Annotated in this window: 24 protein-coding genes and 1 pseudogene; 22 read left to right on the top strand and 3 right to left on the bottom strand. The window is 51.4% G+C overall.

The window, feature by feature from the left end; translation table 11 throughout:
- Positions 1-21 precede the first annotated feature (21 nt).
- Positions 22-795: a sulfite exporter TauE/SafE family protein gene (locus ACETK5_RS10740; RefSeq protein ID WP_326120532.1), complete on the bottom strand. Its 774-nt coding sequence runs from the start codon at positions 793-795 to the stop codon at positions 22-24.
- Positions 782-2,263, bottom strand: a complete 1,482-nt coding sequence (locus ACETK5_RS10745) for a carboxylesterase/lipase family protein (RefSeq protein WP_394055530.1) — start codon at positions 2,261-2,263, stop codon at positions 782-784. The genes ACETK5_RS10740 and ACETK5_RS10745 overlap by 14 nt, the downstream gene beginning before the upstream one ends.
- Before the next feature lie 124 nt (positions 2,264-2,387).
- Here ACETK5_RS10745 and ACETK5_RS10750 point away from each other — a divergent pair, with 124 nt between their 5' ends.
- From ACETK5_RS10750 to ACETK5_RS10835, 18 genes are all read left to right on the top strand, one after another.
- Complete coding sequence (locus ACETK5_RS10750) at positions 2,388-3,272, top strand: LysR family transcriptional regulator (RefSeq protein WP_394055532.1); 885 nt, start codon at positions 2,388-2,390, stop codon at positions 3,270-3,272.
- Between the two features lie 275 nt (positions 3,273-3,547).
- The gene (locus ACETK5_RS10755; protein WP_100537406.1) at positions 3,548-4,093 is read left to right on the top strand and encodes a helix-turn-helix domain-containing protein; all 546 of its coding nucleotides are present in this window, start codon (positions 3,548-3,550) and stop codon (positions 4,091-4,093) included.
- A 139-nt stretch (positions 4,094-4,232) separates the two neighbouring features.
- Positions 4,233-5,750: a response regulator transcription factor gene (locus ACETK5_RS10760; RefSeq protein WP_394055535.1), complete on the top strand. Its 1,518-nt coding sequence runs from the start codon at positions 4,233-4,235 to the stop codon at positions 5,748-5,750.
- A gap of 34 nt (positions 5,751-5,784) precedes the next feature.
- Positions 5,785-7,590: a sensor histidine kinase gene (locus tag ACETK5_RS10765; RefSeq protein ID WP_394055537.1), complete on the top strand. Its 1,806-nt coding sequence runs from the start codon at positions 5,785-5,787 to the stop codon at positions 7,588-7,590.
- A gap of 99 nt (positions 7,591-7,689) precedes the next feature.
- The gene (locus ACETK5_RS10770) at positions 7,690-9,066 is read left to right on the top strand and encodes an ABC transporter substrate-binding protein (RefSeq protein ID WP_100537403.1); all 1,377 of its coding nucleotides are present in this window, start codon (positions 7,690-7,692) and stop codon (positions 9,064-9,066) included.
- 100 nt (positions 9,067-9,166) lie between these two features.
- Positions 9,167-10,033, top strand: a complete 867-nt coding sequence (locus tag ACETK5_RS10775) for a carbohydrate ABC transporter permease (protein WP_246059525.1) — start codon at positions 9,167-9,169, stop codon at positions 10,031-10,033.
- 6 nt (positions 10,034-10,039) lie between these two features.
- On the top strand, positions 10,040-10,870 hold the full coding sequence (locus tag ACETK5_RS10780; RefSeq protein ID WP_326113476.1) for a carbohydrate ABC transporter permease: 831 nt from the start codon (positions 10,040-10,042) through the stop codon (positions 10,868-10,870).
- Between the two features lie 116 nt (positions 10,871-10,986).
- Positions 10,987-12,057, top strand: a complete 1,071-nt coding sequence (locus ACETK5_RS10785) for a M24 family metallopeptidase (protein WP_394055540.1) — start codon at positions 10,987-10,989, stop codon at positions 12,055-12,057.
- A 22-nt stretch (positions 12,058-12,079) separates the two neighbouring features.
- Positions 12,080-13,276, top strand: a complete 1,197-nt coding sequence (locus ACETK5_RS10790; RefSeq protein ID WP_100537400.1) for an NAD(P)/FAD-dependent oxidoreductase — start codon at positions 12,080-12,082, stop codon at positions 13,274-13,276.
- Entirely contained in the window at positions 13,273-14,274 is a 1,002-nt protein-coding gene (locus tag ACETK5_RS10795; protein WP_100537399.1) for a proline racemase family protein, read from the top strand. The genes ACETK5_RS10790 and ACETK5_RS10795 overlap by 4 nt, the downstream gene beginning before the upstream one ends.
- A gap of 24 nt (positions 14,275-14,298) precedes the next feature.
- Positions 14,299-15,318 (top strand): proline racemase family protein, encoded by a 1,020-nt coding sequence (locus tag ACETK5_RS10800; protein ID WP_394055543.1) that lies wholly within the window; start codon positions 14,299-14,301, stop codon positions 15,316-15,318.
- Between the two features lie 48 nt (positions 15,319-15,366).
- The gene (locus tag ACETK5_RS10805) at positions 15,367-16,260 is read left to right on the top strand and encodes a dihydrodipicolinate synthase family protein (protein WP_394055545.1); all 894 of its coding nucleotides are present in this window, start codon (positions 15,367-15,369) and stop codon (positions 16,258-16,260) included.
- 42 nt (positions 16,261-16,302) lie between these two features.
- Positions 16,303-17,739, top strand: coding sequence for an aldehyde dehydrogenase family protein (locus tag ACETK5_RS10810; protein WP_394057388.1), 1,437 nt, complete (start codon positions 16,303-16,305; stop codon positions 17,737-17,739).
- A 10-nt stretch (positions 17,740-17,749) separates the two neighbouring features.
- The gene (locus ACETK5_RS10815; RefSeq protein WP_100537396.1) at positions 17,750-18,022 is read left to right on the top strand and encodes a (2Fe-2S)-binding protein; all 273 of its coding nucleotides are present in this window, start codon (positions 17,750-17,752) and stop codon (positions 18,020-18,022) included.
- On the top strand, positions 18,022-18,354 hold the full coding sequence (locus ACETK5_RS10820; RefSeq protein ID WP_394055548.1) for a (2Fe-2S)-binding protein: 333 nt from the start codon (positions 18,022-18,024) through the stop codon (positions 18,352-18,354). Before ACETK5_RS10815 ends, ACETK5_RS10820 begins: the two co-directional genes overlap by 1 nt.
- Positions 18,351-19,574 carry an NAD(P)/FAD-dependent oxidoreductase gene (locus tag ACETK5_RS10825; protein ID WP_394055550.1) on the top strand — a complete coding sequence of 408 codons (1,224 nt, stop codon included), beginning with the start codon at positions 18,351-18,353 and terminating at the stop codon, positions 19,572-19,574. The genes ACETK5_RS10820 and ACETK5_RS10825 overlap by 4 nt, the downstream gene beginning before the upstream one ends.
- Complete coding sequence (locus ACETK5_RS10830) at positions 19,571-21,913, top strand: beta-L-arabinofuranosidase domain-containing protein (RefSeq protein ID WP_394055552.1); 2,343 nt, start codon at positions 19,571-19,573, stop codon at positions 21,911-21,913. Before ACETK5_RS10825 ends, ACETK5_RS10830 begins: the two co-directional genes overlap by 4 nt.
- Positions 21,914-22,053: 140 nt before the next feature.
- A complete protein-coding gene (locus ACETK5_RS10835; RefSeq protein WP_394055554.1) occupies positions 22,054-23,487 on the top strand; it encodes a family 43 glycosylhydrolase in 1,434 nt (477 codons plus the stop codon).
- A gap of 100 nt (positions 23,488-23,587) precedes the next feature.
- Here the strand turns inward: ACETK5_RS10835 and ACETK5_RS10840 are convergent, their stop codons facing one another.
- Entirely contained in the window at positions 23,588-24,454 is an 867-nt protein-coding gene (locus tag ACETK5_RS10840) for an AraC family transcriptional regulator (RefSeq protein WP_326120547.1), read from the bottom strand.
- Positions 24,455-24,552: 98 nt separating this feature from the next.
- Between ACETK5_RS10840 and ACETK5_RS10845 the strand changes: the two genes are divergently transcribed.
- From ACETK5_RS10845 to ACETK5_RS10860, 4 genes and pseudogenes are all read left to right on the top strand, one after another.
- Positions 24,553-24,771: a family 43 glycosylhydrolase gene (locus ACETK5_RS10845; protein ID WP_243390709.1), complete on the top strand. Its 219-nt coding sequence runs from the start codon at positions 24,553-24,555 to the stop codon at positions 24,769-24,771.
- Between the two features lie 43 nt (positions 24,772-24,814).
- Positions 24,815-25,119 (top strand): annotated as a pseudogene (locus ACETK5_RS10850) (beta-xylosidase family glycoside hydrolase).
- 187 nt (positions 25,120-25,306) lie between these two features.
- Positions 25,307-25,465: a beta-xylosidase family glycoside hydrolase gene (locus ACETK5_RS10855; protein ID WP_394055557.1), complete on the top strand. Its 159-nt coding sequence runs from the start codon at positions 25,307-25,309 to the stop codon at positions 25,463-25,465.
- A 529-nt stretch (positions 25,466-25,994) separates the two neighbouring features.
- Positions 25,995-26,891, top strand: a complete 897-nt coding sequence (locus ACETK5_RS10860; protein ID WP_394055559.1) for an RCC1 domain-containing protein — start codon at positions 25,995-25,997, stop codon at positions 26,889-26,891.
- Positions 26,892-26,988 lie beyond the last annotated feature (97 nt).

A 26,988-nucleotide genomic window follows, 5' to 3' on the forward strand; every position in this document is an offset into this window, starting at 1 on the left:
TAGAAAAAGTAATTCTTCATATTATACATTCAGCAGTAATATTGCTGCTCCAATCATCGGCGTGATAACCATGCATGTTTTAAGCCAAGCCACAGGAACACGTTTTGTGAATTTTGCCCCTACGTACGAACCTGACATGGTTCCAATCACAACTGCAATTAGCAGATGTACATCTAGATAACCTATCTTAAAATAGCCTGCTCCACCTGCCAGTGCAGTTGGAATGATAACCAACATGGTTGTACCTGCAGCATAACGCATGGGCATGCCCAGGAGCAGCATAAGTCCCAACTGGATGAAGGGCGTGGAGCCAATGCCGAACAGTCCAGACAAGATTCCGGTAACAAGACCGATTAGTATCGCGTAGGACCAATATCGCAGCCCTTTGGCGAGAGCCAGTGTCATGTCCTCTGAACCATTCGGACCCGTGCGGGCGAGAAGCATTCTTAGCCACAAGGCAATCCCTGATGCAAATAGCATCACGGAGGTCATCAGGCCCAACCAGCTCCCCGGAATGAATGATGACCAGCCTGAGCTGATCCATGCGCCCGCTGCTCCGGCTAAACCGACAATAATACCTGTCTTCAATATCATGTTCCCCTCACGATAATGGCTGACCGAACCGGAAAGAGAGGAGAAAAACATGGCCGCTAATGCCGTTCCTAACGCTAAATGTATGGGGTAACCGAAAACGACCGTTAATATGGAGATAATGAAACCAGAGCCCCCAGCGCCAACAAAGCCTAAGAGAAGGCCAAGCAATACCATCACAAGCGTAATGTTAATCATCTGCATCTAAAATTCTCCATACTTGATGGTGAACACCTATACCTGCAGGCTGAGGCATATTCTCTTGGACGTAACTGACTTTGTCCAGCACCATAGTACTACATTCATTATTATAAGTTGGCCAAACGGGTAATGCGTCTGAATTGGGATTCCCATGACGAATATAGGTTAACCAGGATTTACGCATGTTCCTTGCCAGTTCATATTGTTCAGTTGGTATGGTGTGGGGATCATTGGTCAGATGGACAGGGACCGGGTACGATGAATTTGCCAAATGAATGAGGCTGCTTTCATATCCATGCGTCGCTCCCAGGACACCGCCGCTGCGTAGACGATACATCCATACAGGGGTTCCTGAGGAAGCCAGTGCATTCGCGAACTGGATGGCTCCAACCGTATATAAATGTTCGGTTAATATCGTGCGCCATGCATCTGCATCTGACATCGTTTCGGAATAACATAGATACGCTGCCCATATAGTTGAAGCATTTCTCCCGAAGAATCGTTCCAGTGTTACTGGGTTTGGAGATTGAAGCTCAATATCGTTGTGGATGAAAATAGTAGACTCATCTTCGTTTGTTCCAATCAGCATCGGCGGCATCTTCTCACGATTAGCCAATTTTGAGAGTGGTTTCAAGGGTATGATGCGCCCATCTGCTACTGGCCCGAACATATGCAGACTGCGCGAGGTGCCGCATCCAACGGCGGACTGTGCCTCAATTAATTGCTCGAAAGGAAGCTTCAACAATCGCCCAGGATCACTAGACAAGCCCAACTTTTCAAGTATCCGAAGTGTTGTCACGTTCGCAGTGCTTCGATCCCTTATCGCCTGAGTGGCACCACTCTGAGCAATTGCTCGGCAAAATAACCCCTGTGCAGCCTCCATCACATACAGCGAAGCGGTACATTTGGCACCGGCGGAAGCCCCGCTGACAGTAACGCGTTCCGGATCACCGCCGAAGGCGGAGATATTCCGTTGGACCCACTCCAGCGCAAATACAATATCAAGCATGCCGTTGTTCCCAGAAGTCATGTACTCCTCACCAAGAATGTCCTCTAGGTGGAGAAAACCTAGCACCCCGAGACGATAATTAATGGATACGTAAACCAGCCCGTCTTCCACCACATACCGGGAACCGTCACTGTCTGCTCCGCTTCCGGATATGAACCCACCGCCATGGATGAACACCAGCACTGGCTTTAGCTCTTTGTCAGAGCCAGAGGTCCACACGTTCAAATGTAAACAATCCTCTGACTGAACAAGAGTTGTAATTGAACTCTGCGCTCCAACGTTTTGAGGGGCAATCGTTCCGACATGACGGCAGTCTTTTATACCTGACCATGGGAGTGGAGGTGCAGGAGGCTTAAATCTGCGATTTCCGTTTGCTGGAGCCGCATAAGGTATGCCCCAGAATACGTGGGCGCCTTTACATAGCACACCTGCAACTTTCCCGGCATCCGTTTGTACGATCAAAGGAGTCATCTCCTATCATATGGTTTGAATTAGTATAACTTGTTTTCTGCATGAGCTATAATATATGTTAATTCATAATTTACATAACCTAGAAGTTATGTATCATAGGAAGCGAGGAACAGCAATGGAACTGCTTCAGCTAAAATATTTCCAGACCGCGGCTCGAATGCAGCATCTTACGAAAGCAGCAGACTACTTACATATTTCTCAGCCAGCACTTAGCAAAATGATCGCTTCCCTCGAGGCTGAGCTGGGCACCAAGCTTTTTGACCGTGAGCCCAAACGGATACGTTTGAATCATCATGGCGCGTTGTTTCTTCATCAAGTGGATATCGCCTTGAAAGCGATTGAAGATGGTAAACTGCAGCTGCAAGATCTAGTCGGTGCGGCTGGACCTTACATAGCTCTGGACGTTCGTGTTTCATCCCACCTACTACCAGATTTATTGGCCGATTTCCGTAAGGAATGTCCCCACGCTGAATTCCATCTTCTTCAGCATTCCGAATCATATACCGGAATAACAAAATTTGATCTTTGCCTTTCCGATGCTGTTTCACTTCCACAGGGGACCGCGTCTGTTTCATTGCTTAAGGAGGACATTTACGTTGCAGTTCCCACAACGCACCATCTTGCTAACCGCGGACATATTGGAATAAGGGAGCTTAAGGATGAGAGTTTTATTATGCTTCCTCGGGGAAAATCGTTACGAGAGACGACCGATGCATTTTGTCGTCTTGCGGGGTTTACTCCGAAGATCCGATATGAGAGCGATGACCCTGCCACAGTCCGCGGGTTGATTCGCGCGGGTCAAGGTGTTGCTTTTTTTCCATCTATTACTTGGGGCGGTTCCAACGGATCTGAAGTCGTCTTGCTGCGACTAGAAGAAAACTGGTGCAATCGCTCGATTGCCCTATCTTGGCCTCAGGACCGCTATATAACCCATACTGCAGTGCAGTTTCGTGATTTTGTAGTGAGCTACTTTGCAAGATTGGGTAGGTCGCATGGATAGTTGAGGATTCCTCAGGCTTTCTCCTGGCCATCTCGGCCTGTCGATCACTGTACTCGTTAGAAGCCTCTCGTTAGCGGAGTATATCTGCCCACGAGAGGTTTTTTAAAGGTCGGGTAATACTGATTTGATTTATTCTCCCTCCGCATTTTAAAAATCACAGGTATGTTAAATTGTCTAGGCATATTTGTTAATTTTTATTGACAACTTTAATTTAATGTTGTTTCATTTTATTAAACTAGGTTGAATGACATTATTTTTACTAGGAGAACAATCGTATGGAATTGGGAAGCAAAATCCGAAGGCTTCGAAAGGAGCAAAACCGGAGCCTGGATGACATCGCAAAGGCTTGCGGATTCACCAAGAGCTTGTTGTCCAAAATCGAAAATGGGAAGACGGTGCCTCCCATCGGAACGCTCATCAAGATTGCCGAAACGCTTGGAACCAAAATTTCGATTTTGCTGGACGACAGCGATTTGAATGGAACGGTATATACACCGAAAGCTAGAAGTGAAGGGAAAATGGTTCAGACGGATAAAGGGTATTCGTTTTCCGCGATTGCGGCCGAACGGCCGGAGAAATTAATGCAGCCGTTTTATTTTGTTGCAAAGAAAGGGAAAACGGGCAAAAGGACATATTCTCATGTCGGGCAGGAATTTATTTATGTGCTGGAAGGCACGATGATTTATTACGTAGGGAAAGAAGAGTACACGTTAAATGCCGGTGACAGCCTGTACTTCGATTCGGTTGAAAATCATTCATATACACTGGTTACCGATGAGGTCAAGTATCTGTCGGTGTTTTGCTCCAACTCCAATGCTTAGGAGAGGGTGATTTTAAATAAATATCATGCAATGTTAATGAAGCCCATGCAGGACTCATGTAAACGATGGCAGTTCAAACTTCCCATTTACTTGATTTCCGCGTGGGCTTTTTTTCATCACAGTACAAGGGGGATGGATCATGTTAAACATTTTGGTTGTGGATGACGAACCGAAGCACAGAAAAGGAATGTCACGGATGCTGAAGGCTCTGAAGCCGGAGTATAACATTTTTCATGCCAGGGACGGGGCGGAAGCTCTGCACAGCATGGAGCTTCAGCGGATGGATCTGGTCTTTACGGACATTCAGATGCCAGTGATGGACGGCCTGGAATTGATGGAGCATCTGACCCGCCACGGGGGGAATGAAAGCATCATTATTATGAGCGCTTACTCCGATTTTGTTTATGCGCAGCGCGCGCTCCAGTTGGGCGCCAGCGATTATGTGCTGAAACCGGTTGAAGAACAAAACATTCTGCCGCTGCTTGCAAAAGCGGAGCGCAGAGCAAGCGCTGTACGCCTTGCGTCCGTTGAATCCTCGCTTTCCGAGATGTTGGAGGGATGTCCGTCCGACGAGGATTATCGGTTACTGGAGAGCACGTTCCCGGAATTTAAGCACGGTATCGTGCTCACCGCTGTTTTTGGCGAGGCGAAAGATCACAAACTTCTGCTGAGCGGACTTAAAGGGATACTGCTGCCGATGATCGAGGAATTGGGGTTTTCCTGCGCTTTTTGCTTACAGGACAAAATGCTCGCCGTCTTGATGATAAGCTCCGATCCTCCCTCCATGGTTGTTCCCGGTTTGAACTCGAAGCTGCAGGAGGTCATTCAATACTTCCAGCGTGAATACGGGGTGGAACTAACGTTTGGCATGGGCCGTTATTTTACGGAATGGAGACAGGAAGCCAAACAAGCTTACCAGCAGGCCTGTCACGCACTCAAAACAAGATTTTATAAAGGCGGAGGGGCGGTGTATGAAGCCGAGCCACTGGATAACGCAGATCGTCCGGCCGTCGTGAAGCTTGAATTCAGTGGATTAACCAAAGCGGTACTATCCGGAAATAAGCCGGAAATCGAAGCCTGTCTGGATTCGGCTGTTCACCAGGCCGTCAGCAGCGGTTATCCCGAGCCGGAAAAATTGAAATACTTTCTCGCGGCCTCTATCCATCAAGCCACCTCTCTCCTAATGGAGAAAGGGCTCGCTCCCTTACATAGCGCCGTCTACGAGGAAGCTTTGCTGCATTGCCATACCGTTGATGAATTAGTTAAGGCGGCCCGGCAATGGATCCTCGAGCTGACGGATCGCCTGGAACAACGGCGGCAGTACAATGCCGGGTCCATTATCGACAGCTGCAAAGCCTATATTGATGCGCACTATAGTGAAGGTGATTTGTCACTAAGCACACTGGCGGTAAAATTTCATTTTAATGCCTCGTATTTTTGTATGCTGTTCAAAACGCATACCCGCATGACCGTCCATCAGTACATCACACATACTAGAATGAAAGCGGCCGCAGGCCTGCTGCTGCAAACTTCTCAAAAGGTTTACCAAATTGCCGAGTGCGTAGGGTATAAGGATGTAAAGTACTTCATACGACTGTTTCGCAAGGAATTTGGCACAAGCCCGGAAGAATATCGCCATTTATCCGCTACTCGCTAAAAGGAAGGGATGTCATTTGAGAGGACGTTGTTTATTGCCGCGCTTAAAAGATCTCAGCTACAGGTTTCAGCTTTTTTTAACCTATGCCCTCATTGTTTCGATACCTCTTGGCATCCTGAGCTGGAAATATTTTAACTCCAGCAGAGAGTTTGTCTCCGAATTTGCCCGGCAAAATCTTTATTCCATCGTCAAACAAAACAATGAAATCATGGACACGGAGCTTGCACGGGTGGAAGAAAGCAGCCTGGCCATCATCGCAGAACAAACGTTGTATGAGCAGTATTTGCATGCAAATCCGCATGACGAATACAGCATGATCACGATGGAGAAAAAGGTCAGCCGCGCGTTAAACAAATACTTTACGGATTTGGAGCAAATCTATTCCATCCACCTCATGACCAGTTATTCCAACATTGGCCCAACGGGCGCCTCCGCTTTCATCCCATATGGGAATTTTAATCAAACGGCTTTATACCAGGCTGCATTACAGGGGGACGGTGCCATGCAGTGGGTGCCTACCTTCTCGTTTGATCAGATGTTTAAGCAGGATATCAGCCGCTCCAAGCCTCCCGAATATGACCGCCTGCTGGCGGGTGTCCGCTTGCTGAAGCTGTTCAACATCAACAATGGCGAAGTCATCGAACTAGAGGGCAAGGCTGAACTCCCGGTGCTGGCGATTGTTTATCATCCGGAAATCTATCATTCCCGCTTCGCTGACACGCTCCCTTCCACAGGAGCTTCTTTTTTTATTGTCAGCCCGGACGGAAAGCCCGTGGCGGGCACGAGCATCGAGCAGGGAGATAGGGGCGTCGATCCCGGTTGGCTTGACAAAATGGTGAAATTGAAGAGTGGGACCTTGACGGTTACGCAGGATGGGAAACCGCTCATCGTTTGTTTTGATACATCGGAGGTAACGGGCTGGATATCGGGTGTCACCATATCGCCCGAAGCGTTGGCGGCCGCTTTTTTGCCGGAGATTAAATCCTACACTTTATACTTGGCTGTCGCCCTCCTGCTTTTTTCGCTCCTGCTTGCGTTTGTTTTTGCCAATACCGTTATCAGGCCCATTCATCAACTCCTTCAGGCGATCAAAAAGACGGGCGAAGGTGAATTTGATACCCGAATACCGGTGGAATCCTACAACGAGATGGGGCTGTTAATCCACAAATTTAATCAAATGAACTTCAAGATCAACAATTTGATTGAAGAGAATTACAAAGTCAAGCTACGAGAAAAAGAAACCGAGATCATGTCGCTGAACATACAACTGAATCCTCATTTTTTATACAACACCCTGAACATCATGAATTGGACGGCGCTTGAAAACAACCAAAGAGAATTAAGCCGCATGATTGTCAGCTTGTCCTCCATGCTGCATTATACCTCCGAGAACAGCCAGGACACCGGTGATTTGGCCGAGGAACTGAACTGGCTGAAACATTACATATTCATCACGAATCAGCGTTTCGAGGACCGGTTTACCGTCGAGTATGACATCGCTCCTGAGCTCTATGCTTACCGTGTACCCAAACTCTTCCTGCAACCGTTTGTCGAGAATGCGATCGTCCACGGATTTTCCCGTCTGCACAGCGGGGGAAGGATTGCCATTCGGGGATGGATGGCTGGCGAGGCGCGCAAGTTTACGGTGGAGGATAACGGAACGGGCATCCCACCCGCCAAATTAGAACAACTGATCAAGCTCGAAGGCGATTCCATCGGCATCCGAAATGTGGATAAAAGAATCAAACTCATTTATGGGGAAGCTTACGGGATCACCCTGACTTCGGTTGAAGGAAAGGGCACCATCGTAAACATCAACCTGCCTATATCAAATAACTGAAAATTCTCCACCAATACAAAAATGTTAGAATTTTTTTTGGGACGGCTCTTTTTTACAATAAATATATGAACGATCAGCCAATGAATGGAGGGTGAGTAGATGAACATAACCAAACGTCTTGCAGGGGCGGTTTTATCGTCAACTTTGGCCATCAGCGTATTGCTGGCAGGCTGTTCGGACAGCGGAGGAGCTTCAGAAGGGCAAGTTGGCAAGGAAGGCCAAGGCAAGGAGGAAACGGTTACGCTTAAATTTTCCTTCTGGGGAGACACGATTGAAAAGAAAACGGTTACAGAAGCGCTTGAACGCTTCGAGAAGGAGACCGGCATCCAGGTGGAGCCAATGCATGTTCCGGCTGATTATTTGACAAAATTGACTACGATGGTGGCAGGCAATGTGGCACCGGATCTCGGTTATTTGTCATCGGGAGCGGCTTTGAGCTGGGGGCGTGACGGGAAACTGTTGAACCTCACGCCGCTGATGGAGAACGACCCTGATTTTAACAAAGAGGACTACCTGGACCAGGTATGGTATGAAATTGATCCAGGCAATACCATCGGGATGAGCACCGCCGTTGAAGGCTACGGTCTAATGTACAACAAACAATTGCTGCAGGAAGCGGGAGTCGAGCTGCCTCCGACGGAGGCGGATAAAGCGTGGGATTGGGACACGTTTGTGGAATACGCCAAAAAATTAACGCTGGATGACCAAGGAAGAAATGCGCTGGATCCGAATTTTAACCCGGACAAAATCAGGCAGTTCGGCCTTCAGTATGACCCTTACAACATGATGGCGGCGGTAGTCTCCAATGGTGGCAACTTTCTGACCGAAGACGGCAAAGGTTTTGGGCTTGCCCAGCCGGAGGCGATCGAAGCGATTCAAAAGCTTGCGGATCTGATGTATGTTCATCATGTTTCCCCTACCCCGCTGCAGACCAAAAACCTGCCGGACACGGCGCTGCAGACGAAAAAAGTCGCCATGACGGTGTCCGGCAACTGGGCTCTTCAAGCCTTTGCGGAGCAGGACTTTAATCTCGGTGTCGGGGTATTGCCGAAGCTTAAGGTAAGCAACACGCTGCTTGATGGCGCGCCGACGGTCATTTTCAAATCAACCAAGCACCCTGAAGAGGCATGGCTGTTGTATAAATACATGGCGGATCCCGAATCGGTGCTGCCGCTGATCGAGGGCGGGTTATGGATGCCGCTGAAGAAAGAATGGTACACGAATCCCGAGAAGATCAACAAATGGGCGGCAGGGAACAAAGCGCATCCGGAAGGCTATACGGAAGCTTTTATGAAGCAAACCATTGAAAACGGCATCCGCACCCCGGGATTTGAAGTCAAGAACCTGGATAAAATCAACGCGCTCGTCACACCCGCCCTTGATTTGGTGTGGACGGGCAAACAAAGCGCGGAAGAAGCGTTAAGAGGCGTGGAGCCCAAAGTACTGCCGCTGATCGAAGGATATTACGGTAGGTGATTCTTTACGAAAAGCCGCTTTAAATCACGGCCTGTTAGACCTTAACGATAGTTATTTAAGATAGGGGGGGATTCATATTCTGCACAAACGCCGGATTGCAATGGCAGGCATCCTGTTTGCCCTACCCAGCATCTTGGGGCTGATGTTGTTTGTCATGCTGCCAATGATCGCCAGCTTGCTGCTCAGCTTTACGGATTACCGCATTGTCAACACGCCTAAATTTATCGGATTCACCAATTATACTCGGCTCTTTGACGGAACGGATCCCTATTTTTACAACTCGTTATGGGTCACCTTCAAATATGTGATCCTCCGTGTTCCACTGGGGCTGGTATTCTCTTTCATCGCCGCATTTTTACTGAATATGGGATTTATCCGAGGCAAATCCGTGTTCCGCACGATCTTTTATTTGCCGTCCATCGTACCTGCGGTCGCCTCCTCGATGATCTGGCTATGGTTGTTTAGTCCTGATCTAGGATTGTTCAACAGCTTTCTAGAAGCACTGAATCTGCCCACACTCGACTGGCTGTATTCCGAAGAAACCGTGGTGCCTTCGATTGTCTTGATGAGCCTATGGGGAATGGGAAGCACCATCATCATCTTCTTGGCGGGCCTGCAAGGGGTGCCAAGATCCTTGTACGAGGCGGCCATCGTGGATGGCGCCGGCGCCATCCGGAAATTCCGGCATATTACGATTCCCATGATGACGCCAATTATTTTCTTTAATTTGATCATGGGGTCGATCGGAGCTTTTCAGGTGTTTACCGAGGCGTTGATTATGACGCAGGGAGGTCCCAATAACGCCAGCTTGTTTTATAACTATTACATTTACCGGCAGGCCTTTCAGTTTGGAGAAATGGGGCAAGCTTCGGCCATTGCATGGATTCTTTTTATCATCATCCTTTTGGTCACCGTGATTTTCTTCCGGACGTCGAAGTCCTGGGTATTTTACGAAAGCGAGGTGTAGCTCCCTGTGAAAAGAAGCCGCCGTATTTCGCAGATTATCGTTTACTCGGTCCTCGTTGTGGGAGCTGCCTTCTGTTTGCTGCCGCTGTTTTGGCTGGTGCGCAGTTCGATGATGAATTCACTGCAGATTTTTGAGATGCCGCCGAAGTGGATCCCTTCGCCGCTTCGACTTCAAAATTATGTCGAGGCGCTGACAACCATTGACTTTTTCCGGTTCTTCCGCAACACGCTGATCATTACCCTCAGCTGCTTGTTTGGGGCTCTCTTCAGCAGCTCGATCGGTGCTTACAGCTACGCCAGGCTGGATTGGCCGGGAAGGAAACTGTTCTTCAGCTTGCTACTGGCCAGCATGATGCTTCCCGGTGCCGTTACTTTGATTCCCACCTTTATCGGCTGGAGGTTTGCCGATCTGATTAACACCTATGTGCCGTTAATTTTGCCGGTATGGTTCGGCTCAGCCTTTGATATCTTCCTGCTGAGGCAGTTTTATTCCACGATACCTAAAGATATGGACGAAGCGGCTTATGTGGATGGAGCCGGCCCGTGGACCATTTTCTCCCGGATTATTATTCCTTTGTCCAGACCGCCCCTTATCGTGATCGGTTTGTTTTCCTTTATGAATTCCTGGAACGATTTTATGGGACCGCTGGTGTACTTAAATGAGGAGAGAAAGTTCACGCTCGCGCTCGGCCTGCAAATGTTCCAGTCGCTTCACAGCGCGCAGTGGCATCTGCTGATGGCAGCTTCGACCGTGGTGATTCTGCCGGTCATCGTGGTGTTTTTCATAGGTCAGCGTTATTTTATCGAGGGGATTACGTTGACCGGAATAAAAGGATGATGCGGGTGTTTGCATACCTATAGTTCAACATAGTTGAATATAACTCAATGTAATGTCATTAAGTTCTGAAAACAATGAAATTCGATTTGTCACAATGCGGAGGGAGTGTGAAGAATATGGAGTCTCAACGACTTAATAAGGCAAGGGAAGCGCTCGAGCGGAAGGAAATAGACGCGCTGTTGATTTCCAGCCCGTTTAACCGGAGATATATTACCGGCTTTACGGGTACCGCGGGCTGGGCGGTCATTACACAGGGTCAGGCTTGGCTAGTAACCGATTTCCGATACACCCGCCAAGCGGAGCAGCAGGCCAAGGCATTTGAGGTAGTGCAGCATGGGGGCCAGCCGCTTGAGCTGATCCGTGAGAAATTGAACGAGGTCGGCGTCAAGAAATTGGGGTTCGAACAACATCATGTTTCCTATGCGGACTATGAATCGTATGAGCGGACGTTTGGAGGCATCGAACTCTTGCCAATCGGGCCAATCATCGAAAAGCTGCGAGGCATCAAGGACGAGGCGGAGCAGCGTTGTATTCGAAAGGCGATCGAAATTACGGAAAAGGCCTTTGAGTTTATTTTGGGTTTTATGAAGCCTGGCGTATCCGAAAGGGAGGTGGCAGCGGAACTGGAATATTTCATGCGCAAAAACGGCGCGGTCTCGTCGGCGTACCCCGCCATCATCGCTTCCGGCGTACGCTCGTCGCTGCCGCACGGAATAGCCAGCGACAAGCTGCTGGGCTTGAATGAATTCGTGACCCTTGATTTTGGTGCGAATGTTGATGGATACTGCTCCGACTTGACGCGGACGGTTTTTATCGGCAAACCGTCGGAACGTCAACGGGAGATTTACCGGATCGTGCTGGAAGCCAACCGGTCTTCCCTGGAGGGGCTAAAACCGGGAATGACCGGGAAGGAAGGAGACTCGCTGGCCAGGGATTATATTTCCAACCGCGGATTCGGAGAATATTTCGGCCATGGCCTCGGCCACGCCTTCGGTTTGGAGATTCATGAGCCTATGCGGCTCTCTCAACAAACGGAAGAGCCACTTGAGCCAGGGATGATTTTGACGGTTGAGCCCGGCATCTATCTTCCTGATTACGGAGGCGTTCGCATCGAGGACGACATTCTGGTGACAGAAACCGGCATTGAAGTACTGACAACATCGAACAAAGAGCTGATCGTTTTATAGAGGGGAGGGATGGGATCCATCCATGAATGCTGAATCTGCGGAAGTTGTCGTGATCGGCGGCGGGATTATCGGCATGTCCATCGCTTACTATACGGCGAAAGCGGGAATGGACGTGATGGTAGTAGAGCGCGGTGAAATCGCAGGGGGAACCTCCTCCAAATGCGACGGCAACATTTTGGCGATTGACAAGGATCCGGGCTTCGACAGCCAGATGTCCTTAAAATCACAGGAGCTGGTGGCGGAATGGGTACAGGACCTCGACGAGGAATTTGAGTATCGGGCTCCTGGCAGCATCCTGGTTTGCGAGACGGAAGAGGAGATGCTTGCAGCCGAAAACTGGGTTTTACGCCAACGGGAGGCAGGCCTTCCCTTCCGCATGCTCGACCATAAGGATCTGCGCGGCGAGTGGCCCCATATGGCCGAAGATCTGTTGGGGGGCCTGGAATGCGCCACGGATTCTACGGTGAATCCGGTTTTGCTCACCTACTCGCTGGCATCCGCCGCCCGCCGATATGGGGCCAGGCTTCGGGTGCATACACCCGTCACGTCGATTTTGCTTGATGCGGGCGGTAGAATCCGCGGTGTGGAGACAGCCGGCGGTACGATTCGCACGAATACCGTCATCAATGCGGCTGGAGTATGGTCGAAGCATATTGGACGAATGGTCGGACTCGATATTCCGATCGAGCCCCGCAAAGGGCATATCCTGGTAGCTTCCCGATGGGAGAGCATCGGGAAACGGAAGGTGATGGAATTCGGCTATCTGATCAGCAAATTTGGCGGGAAGCGCAGCGTTGATCCGAAATTTGAGCAGTACGGAATCGCGCTCGTTTTTGAACCGACCGCCTCGCAAAATTTCCTGATCGGCTCAAGCCGCCAATTTGCAGGGATGGATGCCCGCGTGGATCAGGAGGTCATTCGGCTCATCGCTGAAAGGGCGATCCGCTTCTTTCCCGTCCTGGAGCAGATTCCGCTGCTTCGAACCTACGCGGGATTGCGTCCCTGGACCCCGGATCATCTGCCGATTGTTTCGCCCGTTGATGAAATCCCCGGATTCTATATTGCGGCGGGACATGAAGGCGACGGCATCAGTTTGGCCGCCGTCACGGGGAAAACGATCAGTGAAATGCTGAGCGGAGCAGCGACCTGCATTCCGGTAGAGCCGCTGCGTTATGACCGTTTCCACCGCGGGACGGTTCGTCAGGAGGTCATCTTGTGAGAATATCCAAGCTGGTGAGTACAGTCGACACACACACGGGGGGAAACCCGACCCGGACCGTGACAAGCGGAGCGCCGGAGCTGATCGGTCGAACGATGACTGAGAAGATGGTGTATATGTCTGAGCATTACGACCATTTTCGTCGAGCTCTGATGCTGGAGCCACGGGGACATGAAGTGATGTCCGGCTGTATTCTGACACCCCCGTGCGACAGAAGAGCCGATATCGGGGTTGTTTTCATAGAAAGCGGTGGATATTTGCCGATGTGCGGTCACGACACGATCGGTTTATGCACCGCGCTGGTCGAGGGAGGAATTTATCCCGAGAGCAAAAGCGTCATCAAGCTGGATACTCCGGCGGGACTTGTTGAAGCAAGGCTTATGGTGGAGAACGGCAAGGTGAAGCAGGTTTCGTTCACGAATGTCGCTTCTTTTTTATACAAGCAAGATGTTCGGGTTCACGTGGAGAACCTCGGCGAAATTTCTGTCGATATTGCATACGGCGGCAATTTTTACGGGCTTGTGGATGCACGATTGCTTCATCTGCCGCTGGTTCCCGGCCGGGGCTCGGATATCGTGCGGCTGGCGATAAAAATACGGGAGGCGATCAATCGCGAGGTGGAGGTTGTACATCCCGAGAATCCCGTCATTCGCGGGCTCACCCATATTGAGTTTTACAGCGATTCCGAATCACCGTCGGCCCGCTGCCGGAATACGGTTGTGGTTCCTCCCGGAGGCATCGACCGCTCCCCCTGCGGGACGGGAACCTCAGCGAAAGCCGCCGTGCTATACGCCAAGGGGGAGATTGAAAAGGGGGAGGAGTTTTGGCATGAAAGCATTGTGGGCTCCCTGTTCCGGGCCAAGGTTGTGGAGGAAACGACGGTGGGCAGTTTGTCGGCGGTCATTCCCGAAATATCCGGTTCGGCTTGGATCACGGGCTTTCATCAGTTTGCTTTGCAGGATCAGGATCAACTGAACCAGGGCTTTTTCCTGCTCTAATGAATCGTACCGGAGGCAAGCATTATGGAAACAACGAAATGGTATGCGGCGATGGATACCCATTCCTGCGGCCAGCCGCTGCGGATCATCACTGGCGGCCTGCCGCAGCTAAGCGGCTCCTCGCAGCACGCAAAGTCATTATTTTTCAAAAGGCATTTCGATTCCGTCAGACAGCTTCTGCTGGCCGAACCGCGAGGGCATCGCGAGATGACGGGAGCGATTGTCACGGCACCGTCAACGGCAGCTGCGCGCTTCGGATTGCTCTTCCTGAATCAGGAAGGTCTCGCGGCCGTCAGCGGTCACGGCATCATCGCGGCCGTCGCGGCATGGACGGCGACGGGACAGCTGGATCCTTCGGATGCGGTCAATGGGGTCCTGATCGATTGCCCAGCTGGTACTGTAACGGCTTATGCCGACTGCGTAGGGCATGAAGTCCGGTCCGTTTCCTTTTTGAATGTTCCGAGCTTCGTTTATGCCAAGCAGGTTACGGTGAATGTTCAAGGCGTGGCAGCGAGGGTCGACATTGCTTTTGGCGGCGAATTTTATGCCGTGGTCGACACAACCGCATTTGGAGTCGAAGGCGCTTTCCCGCTTCAGAAGCTGCGGGAGTGGGGCAGGCTGATCCGCGATGAGCTCGAACGGCAGCACGAGGTGAAGCATCCGGAACTGGACTGGATTTCCGGGATTCATGGCGTGTTTTTCTATCAAAGGGTTGAACGGTGCGATGGCGGAACCCCGAACCGGCCCGCATATCGCAGCACGGCTGTATTTGCCGGAGTTCAGCTTGACCGGTCGCCGGGAGGCGCCGGCGTCGCTGCCCATATGGCGGTTTTACATTCCCACGGCTTGCTTGAGCCGGGACAGCCGGTCATTTACGAGGGGATGGCTGGCGCTCAAACGGTTGGAAGCATCGCGGAGGAAACGGAAACGCACGGGTACAAAGCCGTCATTCCTCGGCTTACAGGAACCGCTTATATTATGGGATTTATGAATTTCGTGCTGGATCCGACCGATCCGCTGTCGGAAGGATTTGTTCTTTACTGATAGAAATGGATATGGAACGAAACCGGATTAGAGGGGAGAAATGTCGATATGGCAACATTTGAAGGGGTTTATGTCGCGCTTGTCACACCGTTTACACCGAATTACGAGGTTGATTACCAGCGTCTGGTCGAGCTTTGTGATGTTCTCATCTCACAAGGCGTGCACGGTCTGATCCCGACCGGATCTTTAGGTGAATATGCAGCCTTGACCCGGGAAGAGCGGGCCAAGGTTGTTGAAACCGTCATCGAAGCCGCGGCTGGCCGGGTGCCGGTAGTAGTCGGTTCTGCTGCACCTTCCACCAAGCAGGTGGTCGAATGGGTACAGCATGCCAAGGATGCGGGCGCTGCCGGCGTAATGGCATTGCCTCCGATTAATTACAAACCGCTTGAGTTTGAGGTTATCGCTCATTATGAGGCGATCAATGAAGTGGGGCTGCCGGTTATCGTTTACAACAATCCGCATGATTACAAGGTCGATTTGACGCCGCAGCTGCTTTCTAGACTATCCAAGCTCGAACATGTAGTTGCCGTCAAAGAATTCTCCGGGGACATCCGCCGTGTGCACGATATTTTGGCCTATACGGATCTGGAAGTGATGATCGGCGTCGACGATTTAGCGATGGAAGGAGCGCTGTTCGGAGCTTCGGGGTGGATTTCCGGCGTGCCGAATGCCCTGCCGAAGGAAGGCGTGGAGCTGTTTAACCTGGCGAGACAAGGCAAGCTTCAGGATGCGTCCGCACTGTATCGCCATCTTCTCCCGTTGTTCCACTTCGATGCCAGTCCGCAGCTGGTTCAATCGATCAAGTACATGATGGAGCTGGCCGGATTTCCGGTAGGCCCAACGCGTCCGCCTCGCCTTCCGCTGCCTGAAGCCGATTATGCAGCGATCAAGGAAGCGTATGAGTTTGCCGTCAACCGGAATCAGCCAGCTATAAAGCCCTAGGTCAAAAAGCTAGAGGATTCAGGAATAGGAGGGAAGGAAATGATAAACAGCCGTAATTGGATCGGCGGAGAGTGGATCAAGCCTGCGGCGGGGGAAGTCGCCGTGACCAATCCATCCAACACTAAAGAGCAGGTGGGGGTGCTGCATTTATCGGATCCATCACACGTTATTCAGGCCGAGCAGGCGGCGCGCGAGGCCTGTGCCTCCTGGTCCCGCATGAGCGGCTCAGCCAGGGCCGGGCATTTGGACCGCATGGCAGATGTACTCGAAGCCAAGTCAGATGACGTGGCTCTTCTTGCAAGCATGGAGATGGGAAAACCGATTGCAGAAATGCGGGGGGAACTCAAGCGGGGAGTGAATCTGCTCCGATATTACGCAGCGGAGGGTGTCCGCGCAAACGGGTCGGTTATCCCTTCCAGCGAGCAGAACGTGCTGCAGTACACGAGAAAGGTTCCACTCGGCGTGGCGGGTATTATTACGCCCTGGAACTTCCCGGTTGCGATTCCGATCTGGAAAATAGCCCCGGCATTGATTAGCGGAAACACGGTGATATGGAAGCCGGCGGAGCTTGCGTCGTTAACCGCGACCAGGCTCGCTGAAGTTTTTGCCGAGGCGGGGCTTCCGCCAGGCGTCATGAATCTGGTTGTCGGCAAGGGCAGTCAGATCGGCAATGTCCTTCTGGAGCAAATCCCTTTGGATGCCTTAAGTTTCACTGGCTCAACATCTACGGGGCTGAACATCGCTCAAATCTGTGCAAAACGCAATATTAAATACCAGACTGAAATGGGCGGTAAAAATGCCGCGATTGTGTTAAACGACGCCGATCTTGAAACGGCGGTGCCGCTCGTTGTCAGCGGCTCGTTTCGATCGGCTGGCCAGAAATGCACGGCAACAAGCCGGATTATCGTTGAATCCGGAATTTATGAAACATTTATCGAGGCGTTGTCACAAGCCGTATCCCAAATCAAGCTTGCTCCGGCTCTTGACTCCGAGGCTTATCTGGGTCCCGTGGCGTCCGCAAGCCAGTATGAAACGGTGATGTCTTATGTGCAGTTGGCCAACGAGGAAGCGGAAATTTTGGCGCAAGGCCCCCCTGTAACCGGAGATCAGGAAGGTTACTATATCCGGCCGCTGGTGGCTGGGGGCTTGAACGCCGGGCATCCCCTGGTTCAAGAGGAAATTTTCGGACCCGTCGCCGCAGTGCTTGAAGCGACCGATTTTGATGAAGCGGTGGCCATATGCAATCAATCGATTTATGGGCTGAGCGCCTCGTTGTTTACTCAAAATTTATCTTATGCCCACCGGTTCCTGGACGAGGCCCGGGCGGGAATGGTCCGTGTTAACCAGGAAACGGCGGGAGTCGAATATCAGTCCCCGTTCGGCGGCATGAAACTGTCAAGCTCCCATACGCGCGAACAGGGGCAGGCTGCTCTGGATTTCTATACTCAGCTTAAGACGTGCGCTATTTCTTATCGATAGGAGGCTTCCGATGAATGGTTCTTATATGATCATGTGCCGCTGTGAAGAAGTGACCCTTGTTCAATTGGAGGCCGCCTACGAGTCAGGATGCCGCACTTCTCGGCAGTTAAAAATGAAAACGCGGGCCGCTATGGGAGCTTGTCAAGGCAGGGTATGCAGACAGCTTCTCGAAGCCTGGATTCATACCAAGAATCCGGATTCCCCTCGGGATCCGGAGCTGCTCGCGCACCGTCCGCCGGTACGGCCCGTAACCTTCGGCCAGCTGGCAAAGGATGATGTGTAATGGAGAGGATTCCTGTTCATCCGATATTGGGACCGCAGAGGAAAGAGCGGAAACCGGTGAGCTTTACGTTTAACGGGAGGAAGCTGACCGGACTTCAAGGCGAGCCGATCGCGGCGGCCCTGCTGGCCTCCGGCATTCGAACGCTGCGCAGACACGAGGAGACCGGCTCGGCCCGGGGGCTGTACTGCGCCATCGGCCACTGCATGGAATGCCGGCTGAACGTGGAAGGGAGGGGGCCGGTGCGCTCTTGCCTTACCCCGCTCGAAGAGGGGATGCTTATTTACGAAGGGCGGCAGCTTCCCAATGATATTACGGGGAGGAAGCTGCCATGACCAAGACACCGTCATTCGATCTGTTGATTGTAGGAGCTGGTCCGGCAGGATTATCCGCCGCAGCAGTGGCGGCCGAGCATGGCCTGTGTGTAGCTGTGCTGGATGAATTCCCAGAGCCGGGTGGACGCATGCTAGGGCAATTTCACGAGGAAAATGGCCGCTGGTGGGTAGGAAGGCGGGCTGCGGAACAGCTGATAGAAAAATGCCGTGTTCTGGGGGTAGACATCCGCTGCGGTGTTTCCGTTCACGGCATGCTCCGGACTGACCGGCGCTGGGTTGTACGAACCACATGCGGATCGCTCACGGCTCCAAGGGTGCTGCTCGCCACCGGGGCCGCCGAAATTCCTCAGCCGACCCCAGGCTGGACGCTGCCCGGGGTCATGTCGATCGGGGCCGCTCAGGTGATGGCCAATGTACATTATGTAAAGCCGGGCCGCCGAGGGCTGATTATCGGCGTGAATGTACTCGCTATGGCGATTGCCCGCGAGTTGTCCGTCAGCGGGGTAACGATTGCGGGGATTGTGCTGCCACAACGAAGTTCTGTATCCGGTAAGGACGCTTTGCCTGAAGAAGCGGTGAAACGATTGCTGAACCTTGCTCATATGGCGCCGTCTCCGCTGATGAGAATCGGAGGAAAGCTGGCTGCAAGCCTGGGAATGGCTGGTGCGGTGTCCCGCTTCTTTCCGCGGGGCGGAATGAAAATTTGGGATATTCCTTTGCAGCTGCGTACTGCCGCGATATCCATCAACGGTAAACATCATGTGGAATCCGTGACGCTGGCGGATATAACCGGAGCAGGTGAAATCATTCATGGAAGCGAGCGGGAGGAGCAGGTGGATTTCGTGGCTCTTGCCGGCGGCTTGTACCCGCTCGCGGAATTGGCTGCGGTAGCCGGCTGCCCTTTTGTTTATGTGAAGGAACTGGGCGGTCATATCCCGATTCACAACGAGAACATGCAGACACCCGCGGAGGGCTTGTATGTCGCCGGCAATATTGCGGGAATTGAGAGCGCACGGGTGGCCATGGCCCAGGGAAGGGTTGCGGCCGTCACCATTTGTCGCGATGCCGGGGCGCTGGGGAAGGATCAGGAACAATACCTGCATGAAGCGATGGAGCATGTCCGCCGGGTTCGCGCCTCTTCCTTGATCCAGTTTCATTCAGGCATTCCAGATGCCAGAGAGCAGTTATATAAGAAATGGGAAGAGGAGGCATGGATATGAAAAAATCGTTTTCCCTTGGGCATGACATGAGTACGGTTAAAGAGGATGAGCGCATTGTTAAGAAGGATATAGAGACGCTGTATCTGGGTAATTTGGCAACGGTGGAATTCGATCTGCGTTTGCCCCGGAAAGGAAAATACGGCTCGAAGATCACTTGGACATCAGAGGATTCCCGCTTTCTCCATGACGACGGCTCGGTGACCCGGCCGAAATACGGAATCGGCAAACGTACGGTCCCGCTGCACGCTACGTTTCAGTATGGTGGCTGCATCAAGGAAAAAGTCTATGAAGTGACCATTTTGGAGGAAGAAAACAAAATTCAAGTGTCCCAGATTTATCCGACACGTCTAAAAGCGGAGCTGGGCAGGACATTTTATTTACCGGCGGTGGCTGTGGTCGAAACGGTAGAGGGGGAAGTCATTTCCCATGCCGTGGATTGGGAACAAGGAGAAGAGCGCTCTTTTGAGGAGCCAGGTTCCGTCATGATCCAAGGGGTGCTAAAAGACACGGCCATTCCGGTAAGCGCGGAGGTCTGGACGGCGGCCAAGCTGGAGCGTGAAATGATGGACACCGCTCCCGCCATGAATAGCTTTCCCGCTGGGGCAGTCATTCTGAAGCCCGGAACGGCCTTTAAAGCCGCTCAAGACAGAAGCCTCGCTTTCTTGAAGGAGGTCTATGACGACCAAATGTTATATAATTTCCGGGCAGCCGCCGGGCTGGATACGTGCGGAGCCCCTGAAATGACCGGCTGGGATTCGCCGGATTGCCTGCTGAGAGGGCATACGACAGGACATTACTTGTCGGCGCTGGCATTGTGCTATGCGGCTACAGGGGATGAAGACATTAAACAGAAGGCAGAGTATATGATCGCTTCGCTGGAGGAATGCCAGCTTGCTTTTGCAAGCCAACCCGGTTTTCACGGCGGCTTCCTTAGCGGATACTCTGAGGAGCAGTTTGACCTGCTGGAGCAGTTTACCCGCTATCCGGAGATATGGGCTCCTTACTATACTCTGCATAAAATTTTCGCCGGACTGCTTGACTGTTACCGCCATCTGGGAAATAGCACGGCGCTGGTGATTGCCGATAAGCTCGGGGATTGGGTGTACCACCGCTTAAGCAGGCTTTCGAACCGTGTATTGAAAACCATGTGGGGCATGTACATCGCCGGCGAATTTGGCGGCATCAACGAATCGCTCGCTGAGCTGTATACCATTACGCATAAACCCGAACATCTAGCTGCGGCAAGACTGTTCGACAATGACCGTCTGTTTGTCCCGATGCGCGCGGAGATTGACGCCATCGGCGGACTGCATGCCAACCAGCACATTCCGCAGATCATCGGCGCGCTAAAAATATTCCAGGCCACCGGGGAGAAAGAATATTACAATATGGCCCGCTTTTTCTGGCAGGCCGTAACGAGCGCCCATACGTATTCCATCGGCGGCACCGGTGAGGGCGAAATGTTCCGGCAGCCGGGCAGGATCGGTGAGTATCTCAGTGACAAAACCGCGGAAACCTGCGCCTCCTATAATATGCTGAAACTGACGAAGGCATTGTTTGCATATTGCCCGAATACGGAATATATGGATTATTACGAGCGAACAATGTTCAATCACATTTTGGCCTCCTGCGATCATAAGCCGACGGGAGGGAGCACGTATTTCATGCCGCTGGCGCCCGCTGGGGCGAAGTCCTTTGACGTGGCGGGGAACACCTGCTGTCACGGCACCGGGTTGGAAAATCATTTGAAATATACGGAGGCGGTTTATTTTTACGATGAGTCCGCCCTGTACGTAAACCTGTTTGTTCCTTCAACGCTCCATTGGCGGGAACGGCAGGTGAAGCTGATGCTGGACGTAGATACTTACACCCCCGGGAATGTGTCGCTGCGGATGGAAGGGACGGGGACATTCGAACTGAAGATTCGCCGTCCATATTGGAGCGGGCCGGACTGTCGTATGGAGATCAACGGACGGGAGGCCGATATGGCCGCAGATTCCAAAGGGTACATCTGCGTGAGTCGGGATTGGCAGGACGGAGATGAGATCAAACTCTTCTTGGACTGCCGGCTCCGTCTGGAAGCTGCGCCCGATCGGAAAGAGCGTGTGTCGCTGGCGTATGGCCCGTACATTTTGGCTGCGCTCTCTGAAGCAAAAGGCTATCTGCGCCTTCCGCTGCGCGAAGAGTCGTTACAGGAAAGTTTCATCAAGGAAACAGAGCAGCACGAGATTGCTTTCCGCCATGTTGCGGATGATGTATTGTTCATCCCGCTTGCGCATGTGTATCATGAACGCTATCACGTCTATGTTGATCGGGTTTTGCTGCAAGCCGGGAATTGATAATAAAATGGTTGATCCGCCACTGTCATGTCTCAATCGTGCTAATCCATGACCGTATAATCAAGGTCCAGTCATTTCGATCTGCTTATAATTGTAGTTTGGACAGGTTATAACATCATGGAATGTGAGGAGTTTGGATTATGCAAGCAAGCGGAGATTTAGGAAACGGCACCTATAGAAATCCGATATTGGCCGGTGATTATGCGGATCCTAGCGTGGTCAGAGTCGGAAACGATTATTATATGACACACTCCAGTTTTAAGTTTGCGCCGGGGTTACTGATTTGGCACTCTAAAGACCTGGTGAACTGGGAACCCATCGCCAAAGCGTTAACCGATTATGCCGGCGATGTGTGGGCACCTGATTTGACATACTACAAAGACCGGTTTTATATCTATGCTCCCATCCAAGAAGAGATCATGGTGCTTACGGCACAACATCCATACGGACCTTGGAGCGATCCCCAAAAAGTGGGGGTTCAAGGAATTGACCCGGGACATGTCGCGGATTCCAATGGAAATCGGTATTTGTTTTTTAGCGATGGTTATATGGTAGAACTGGCCGAGGACGGACTGTCGGCCGTTGGCGCCCCTCGCAAAGTGTATGATGGTTGGCCGTTTCCGAAGGAATGGGTCGTGGAAGGAAACTTTATGGAATCACCCAAACTCACGTTTCATAACGGATATTTCTATCTTACCGTGGCGCAAGGAGGAACATCGGGTCCTGCGACAAGTCATATGGTCGCTTCTGCCCGATCCAAAGAACCATGGGGGCCATATGAGCACTCTCCCTACAACCCGATTATTCGAACGCAAAGCCGGAATGAACGATGGTGCTCCAAAGGGCACGGTTCACTGGTTGACACCCCGGATGGCGGCTGGTGGATCGTTTATCACGCGTACGAAAAAGGGTACTACACGCTCGGCAGACAAACGCTGCTCGAACCGCTGGAATGGACGGAAGACGGATGGTTCCGCGTCCCGCCTCATGGTCAGACCGACGAGCCCATTCTTAAACCGCCGGGCGGGGCCGTCACACACGGCATGGCTTACGATGAATTTCAAGCCGCGTCCGGCGGGCTGGGATATCCGTGGAGCTGGTATCAATCAAGCAATGAGATGCAGTATACCCTTCAGAAACATGCGATAACGCTCCAGGCTGCGACCGAGGCGGCACCCTTGGTCTTTATGCCGGAGGACCATTCGTATGCGGCACAAGTGGAGATTGAGCTCTCCGAAGAATCGGAAGGGCAGTTTTTATTGTTTTATAATGAATCGACGTATAGCGGATTTGGCATATCCCAAGAGGGCTTATACGGTATTATTCGCGGCTGGGAGACCCCTTCAAAGGCTTATCCGCATCGGCGGGTCATCGTACGTCTTGAAAATAACGAGCATGAGGTCGTATTTTATTACAGTGCGGATGGATCGGAATGGAATAAATTTGAACACTCATTCGAAACTTCCGGCTGGCATCACAATTCGTTGGGCGGATTTCTTGCATTACGAATCGCTCTCCGGATGAAAGGTTCCGGCGAGGTTACGTTTAAAAACTTTAACTATCAGAAGTTGTAATCATGAAGCGACGTACCTTTTATCCACAGGTGCGTCGCTTCTTCCATTAGCGAGGCGTCGTGTGTGGAGATGAACCTGCGTGGCCACGAGTGGAAAGCACTTACCTGTTTTTTCGATATGCTTTTGGAGATAGTGTAAAGACCTTGGTGAACTGACGAGTAAAATAATTGCTGTCGTTGAATCCGCTCTGATAAGAAATTTCCGAAATCGGAAGGCTGGTCGTCTTCAGCAGCCTGCATGCGTGCTCCAAGCGGAGCTGCAGGAGATAGGCGAAGGGTGTCGTTTGGTAATAGGATTGGAAAATCCGATTCAAATGTCTGACGGATATATTCGATTTCGCCGCAATTTCTTCACGAGAAATGGGCTGCAAATAGTTATCCTCCATAAAGGAAATGGCCTCGGCCAAGTGCATCAGATTGCTTTGGGCCCCTTGACGCCGCTCCTGTTTTTCATACTGCCTTGACAACTGGACGACGAGCTCCATAAAACGTGAACGCAAAATGGTCTGGTAGCCCTGCAGCTTGTTTGTGTACTCCTCAATCATGAAATCAACAACGGACGTTACGTAATCCAGACTTGAGATCGGCAAGCTCATCTTGCTCAAGGCGTGGTTAATATTGCGGTAATACGGTTCCAGAACGAAAAGCGCCTGATACCCGTTCGATCTTTTGAACTCAGGACCTGCCGATTCCAGCATCTCGGGTTTATACATGATGTTGCAAATACGAAACTCATGAGGATCCTTATATCCATGGGAGGTTGTGCCGTTAATGACAAATACGTCCCCTTTCTTGATAAACGATTCTTCTGTATTGACAATATGGGTGGCATTCCCATGCAAAACAATAACGAGTTCGGAGAAATCAGCATGGCGATGCACATACATATCCTCCTCATGTCTGCCGTACTGAATAAAGAACTTAAATTGCTCATCGGTCGTAAACCAATTCAAATGAACGCTTCTCATTCGAACTCCCTCCCAATCATGACTTGCAGTGACCACTTGCCCTATCATGCTGTTTTTAGACTCTAAAATCAAGGATTGAGGACAAAGTTCTAAATTATATGGTGACCGTCGCACGAAGCCAACGTCCTTATGGACCGTTTGAGTACTGTCCGCATAATCCCATCCTGTCGCATCGAAGCCGAAGAAGCAGCATACACGCGACAGGACACGCAGATCTGGTGCAGGCCCAGGATGGCAGTTGGTGGGCCGTTTTCTTATCCTATGCGTCATCATCTCGGCAGAGAGACATTTCTGGCTCCCGTCACGTGGACGGCTGACGGTTGGCCGAGCATCGGCATCGAGGGACGCGTGGAGCAGGAGATGGACAAGCCGCAGCTGCCCGAGCTCCGGTGGCCTGCAAAGCCGATCAGAGATAATTTCGATGAGGGCAGCCTTGGTTTGGACTGGGTCTTTTTGCGCAATCCGTTACAGGAAAGCTGGTCACTGCATGAACGTCCGGGATATCTTGTGCTTCGGGGCCATCCATCCTCTCTACATGATGCAGGCTCCCCCGCTTTTGTCGGACGCCGTTTATGCCATTTTCCTGCAATATATCCACGGCCCTGGACTATGAGCCTGTACACGAGGGAGAGGAAGCGGGATTAACCGTATTTATGAATGAATAGTATCATTATGATCTGGCTGTAAGGCCGGTCAACGGGCAAAAATCCGTCGTATTCAGACGTACCGTTAGGTCGATTAGCACAGAGCAAACCCGTCAATGTACTGAGGGACCCGTCGTATTAAGGATCGAAGCTAGGCCCGAGCATTTTCCGATTCTCCATCGAACAAAACTCTTCCGAGGTCATCTTTATGGGATCGGGCGAAACCCATCTGCTTTCGACGGAAGTTGCCGGCGGGTTTACAGGCGTAATGTTAGCAATGTATGCATTCGGTGACAACGAAACAACCCCTGCGCTGTTTGACTGGTTTGATTTTGAAGTCATCGATTGTCCGTCAAGCGGGGAATAGAGTGACCTGAAGCTTAACAAATTATTCAAGTAGTGGACGTAACTTATCATGGGGTGCTCACGTCTATCTATATAAAGAGGGGAATCAACGTTTCGTCACCCTTACTTGGGTAATAACTCATAATTGATCATAATGTAATGAAACTCATGAAGCGTGTATGAACTCAATACAGAAAGGCGTGAGAACGAGGTTTTCTCCTGGTCTGTCAATTCTAGAACAAGGAAGGATTCAAGGCTTGGTGAGATCTGTGCCAGGATGCGACAGTGATTTTTCAAAATTAAAGTCCCATCAAGCTCTTTATGATGGGACTTTAATTTATGATTTAAGGGGGGCATGCTTTCAATGAAAAAGACGGTTTCCCTTAAACTGCTCAGCACAATAATCTTTTTTAATTCGCTCGAGGTAATTACTCTATACCCGTTTTTTAAGAGTCAATGCCCCTCCCCGCAAGGATTCCTGGTCTATCAAGCGAATTCTTGCCTGAATGTTATATGATCGAAGTTGGTATAAAAAATCGAGGAGGTCAAGCATGGATTACACTTCACTGACAGAAGCAGTGATAAAGGAAAAACGGTGGCCCAAACCTAGCATAGCGGCGGGGCGACGTCATTCCGTGGCCCTTCAATCGGACGGAACGGTCACGGCTGCAGGAGATAATCAATACGGCCAATGCGACGTAAGTGACTGGCACGATATGGTAGCGGTCGCGGCAGGTAATGTTCATATGGCAACGAACACGGGTAATGCTCATACCATCGGTCTTAGATCGGACGGAACGGTAGCGGCTGTGGGTTGGAATAAGCATGATCAATGCGATGTTGACGGGTGGTCTGATATTGTTGCGGTCGCGGCGGGTTGGCGTCGCACCGTCGGGCTTCAATCGGACGGCACAGTGGTGGCTGTGGGACGAAATAATGAAGGTCAATGTAATGTAAACGGCTGGCGTGATATGGTGGCGGTCGCGGCAGGTGACTGGCATACCGTCGGTCTTAAAACGGACGGCACGGTAACCATCGTGGGGAATAATCGGTACGGCCAATGCAATGTAAGCGGATGGCGCGACATCGTGGCGGCAGCGGCGGGCTACCTTCATACCGTCGGGCTTCAATCGAACGGCACGGTGGCGACTGCGGGTTTAAATAAGCACGGCCAGTGCGATGTAAGTGGTTGGAGGGGTATCGTGGCGATCGCGGCAGGTAGTTATCATTCTATCGGCCTTAAGTCGGACGGTACGGTCATGGCTGTCGGTTGGAATGAGCATGGCCAATGCAATGTAAGGAGCTGGCGCGACATTGTAGCTGTAGCGGCGGGCTGCGTTCATACGCTCGGCCTTAAATCGGACGGCACGGTGGTAGCCGTGGGTGATAATGAATATGGCCAATGCGATGTAAGCGAATGGCACGGTATCCAGCTGCCCGGCAAGTAGTTGTTTCTGAAAGCCGTATGAGATGCGGCTTTTTTTTGTTATCAGTATATAAGTTCTTGGGGCCGGAAATTCGGTGAGAGCGACTTTGAACGGTAGA

Source organism: Paenibacillus ilasis (assembly GCF_043195395.1).
GTDB lineage: Bacteria > Bacillota > Bacilli > Paenibacillales > Paenibacillaceae > Paenibacillus_AQ > Paenibacillus_AQ lautus.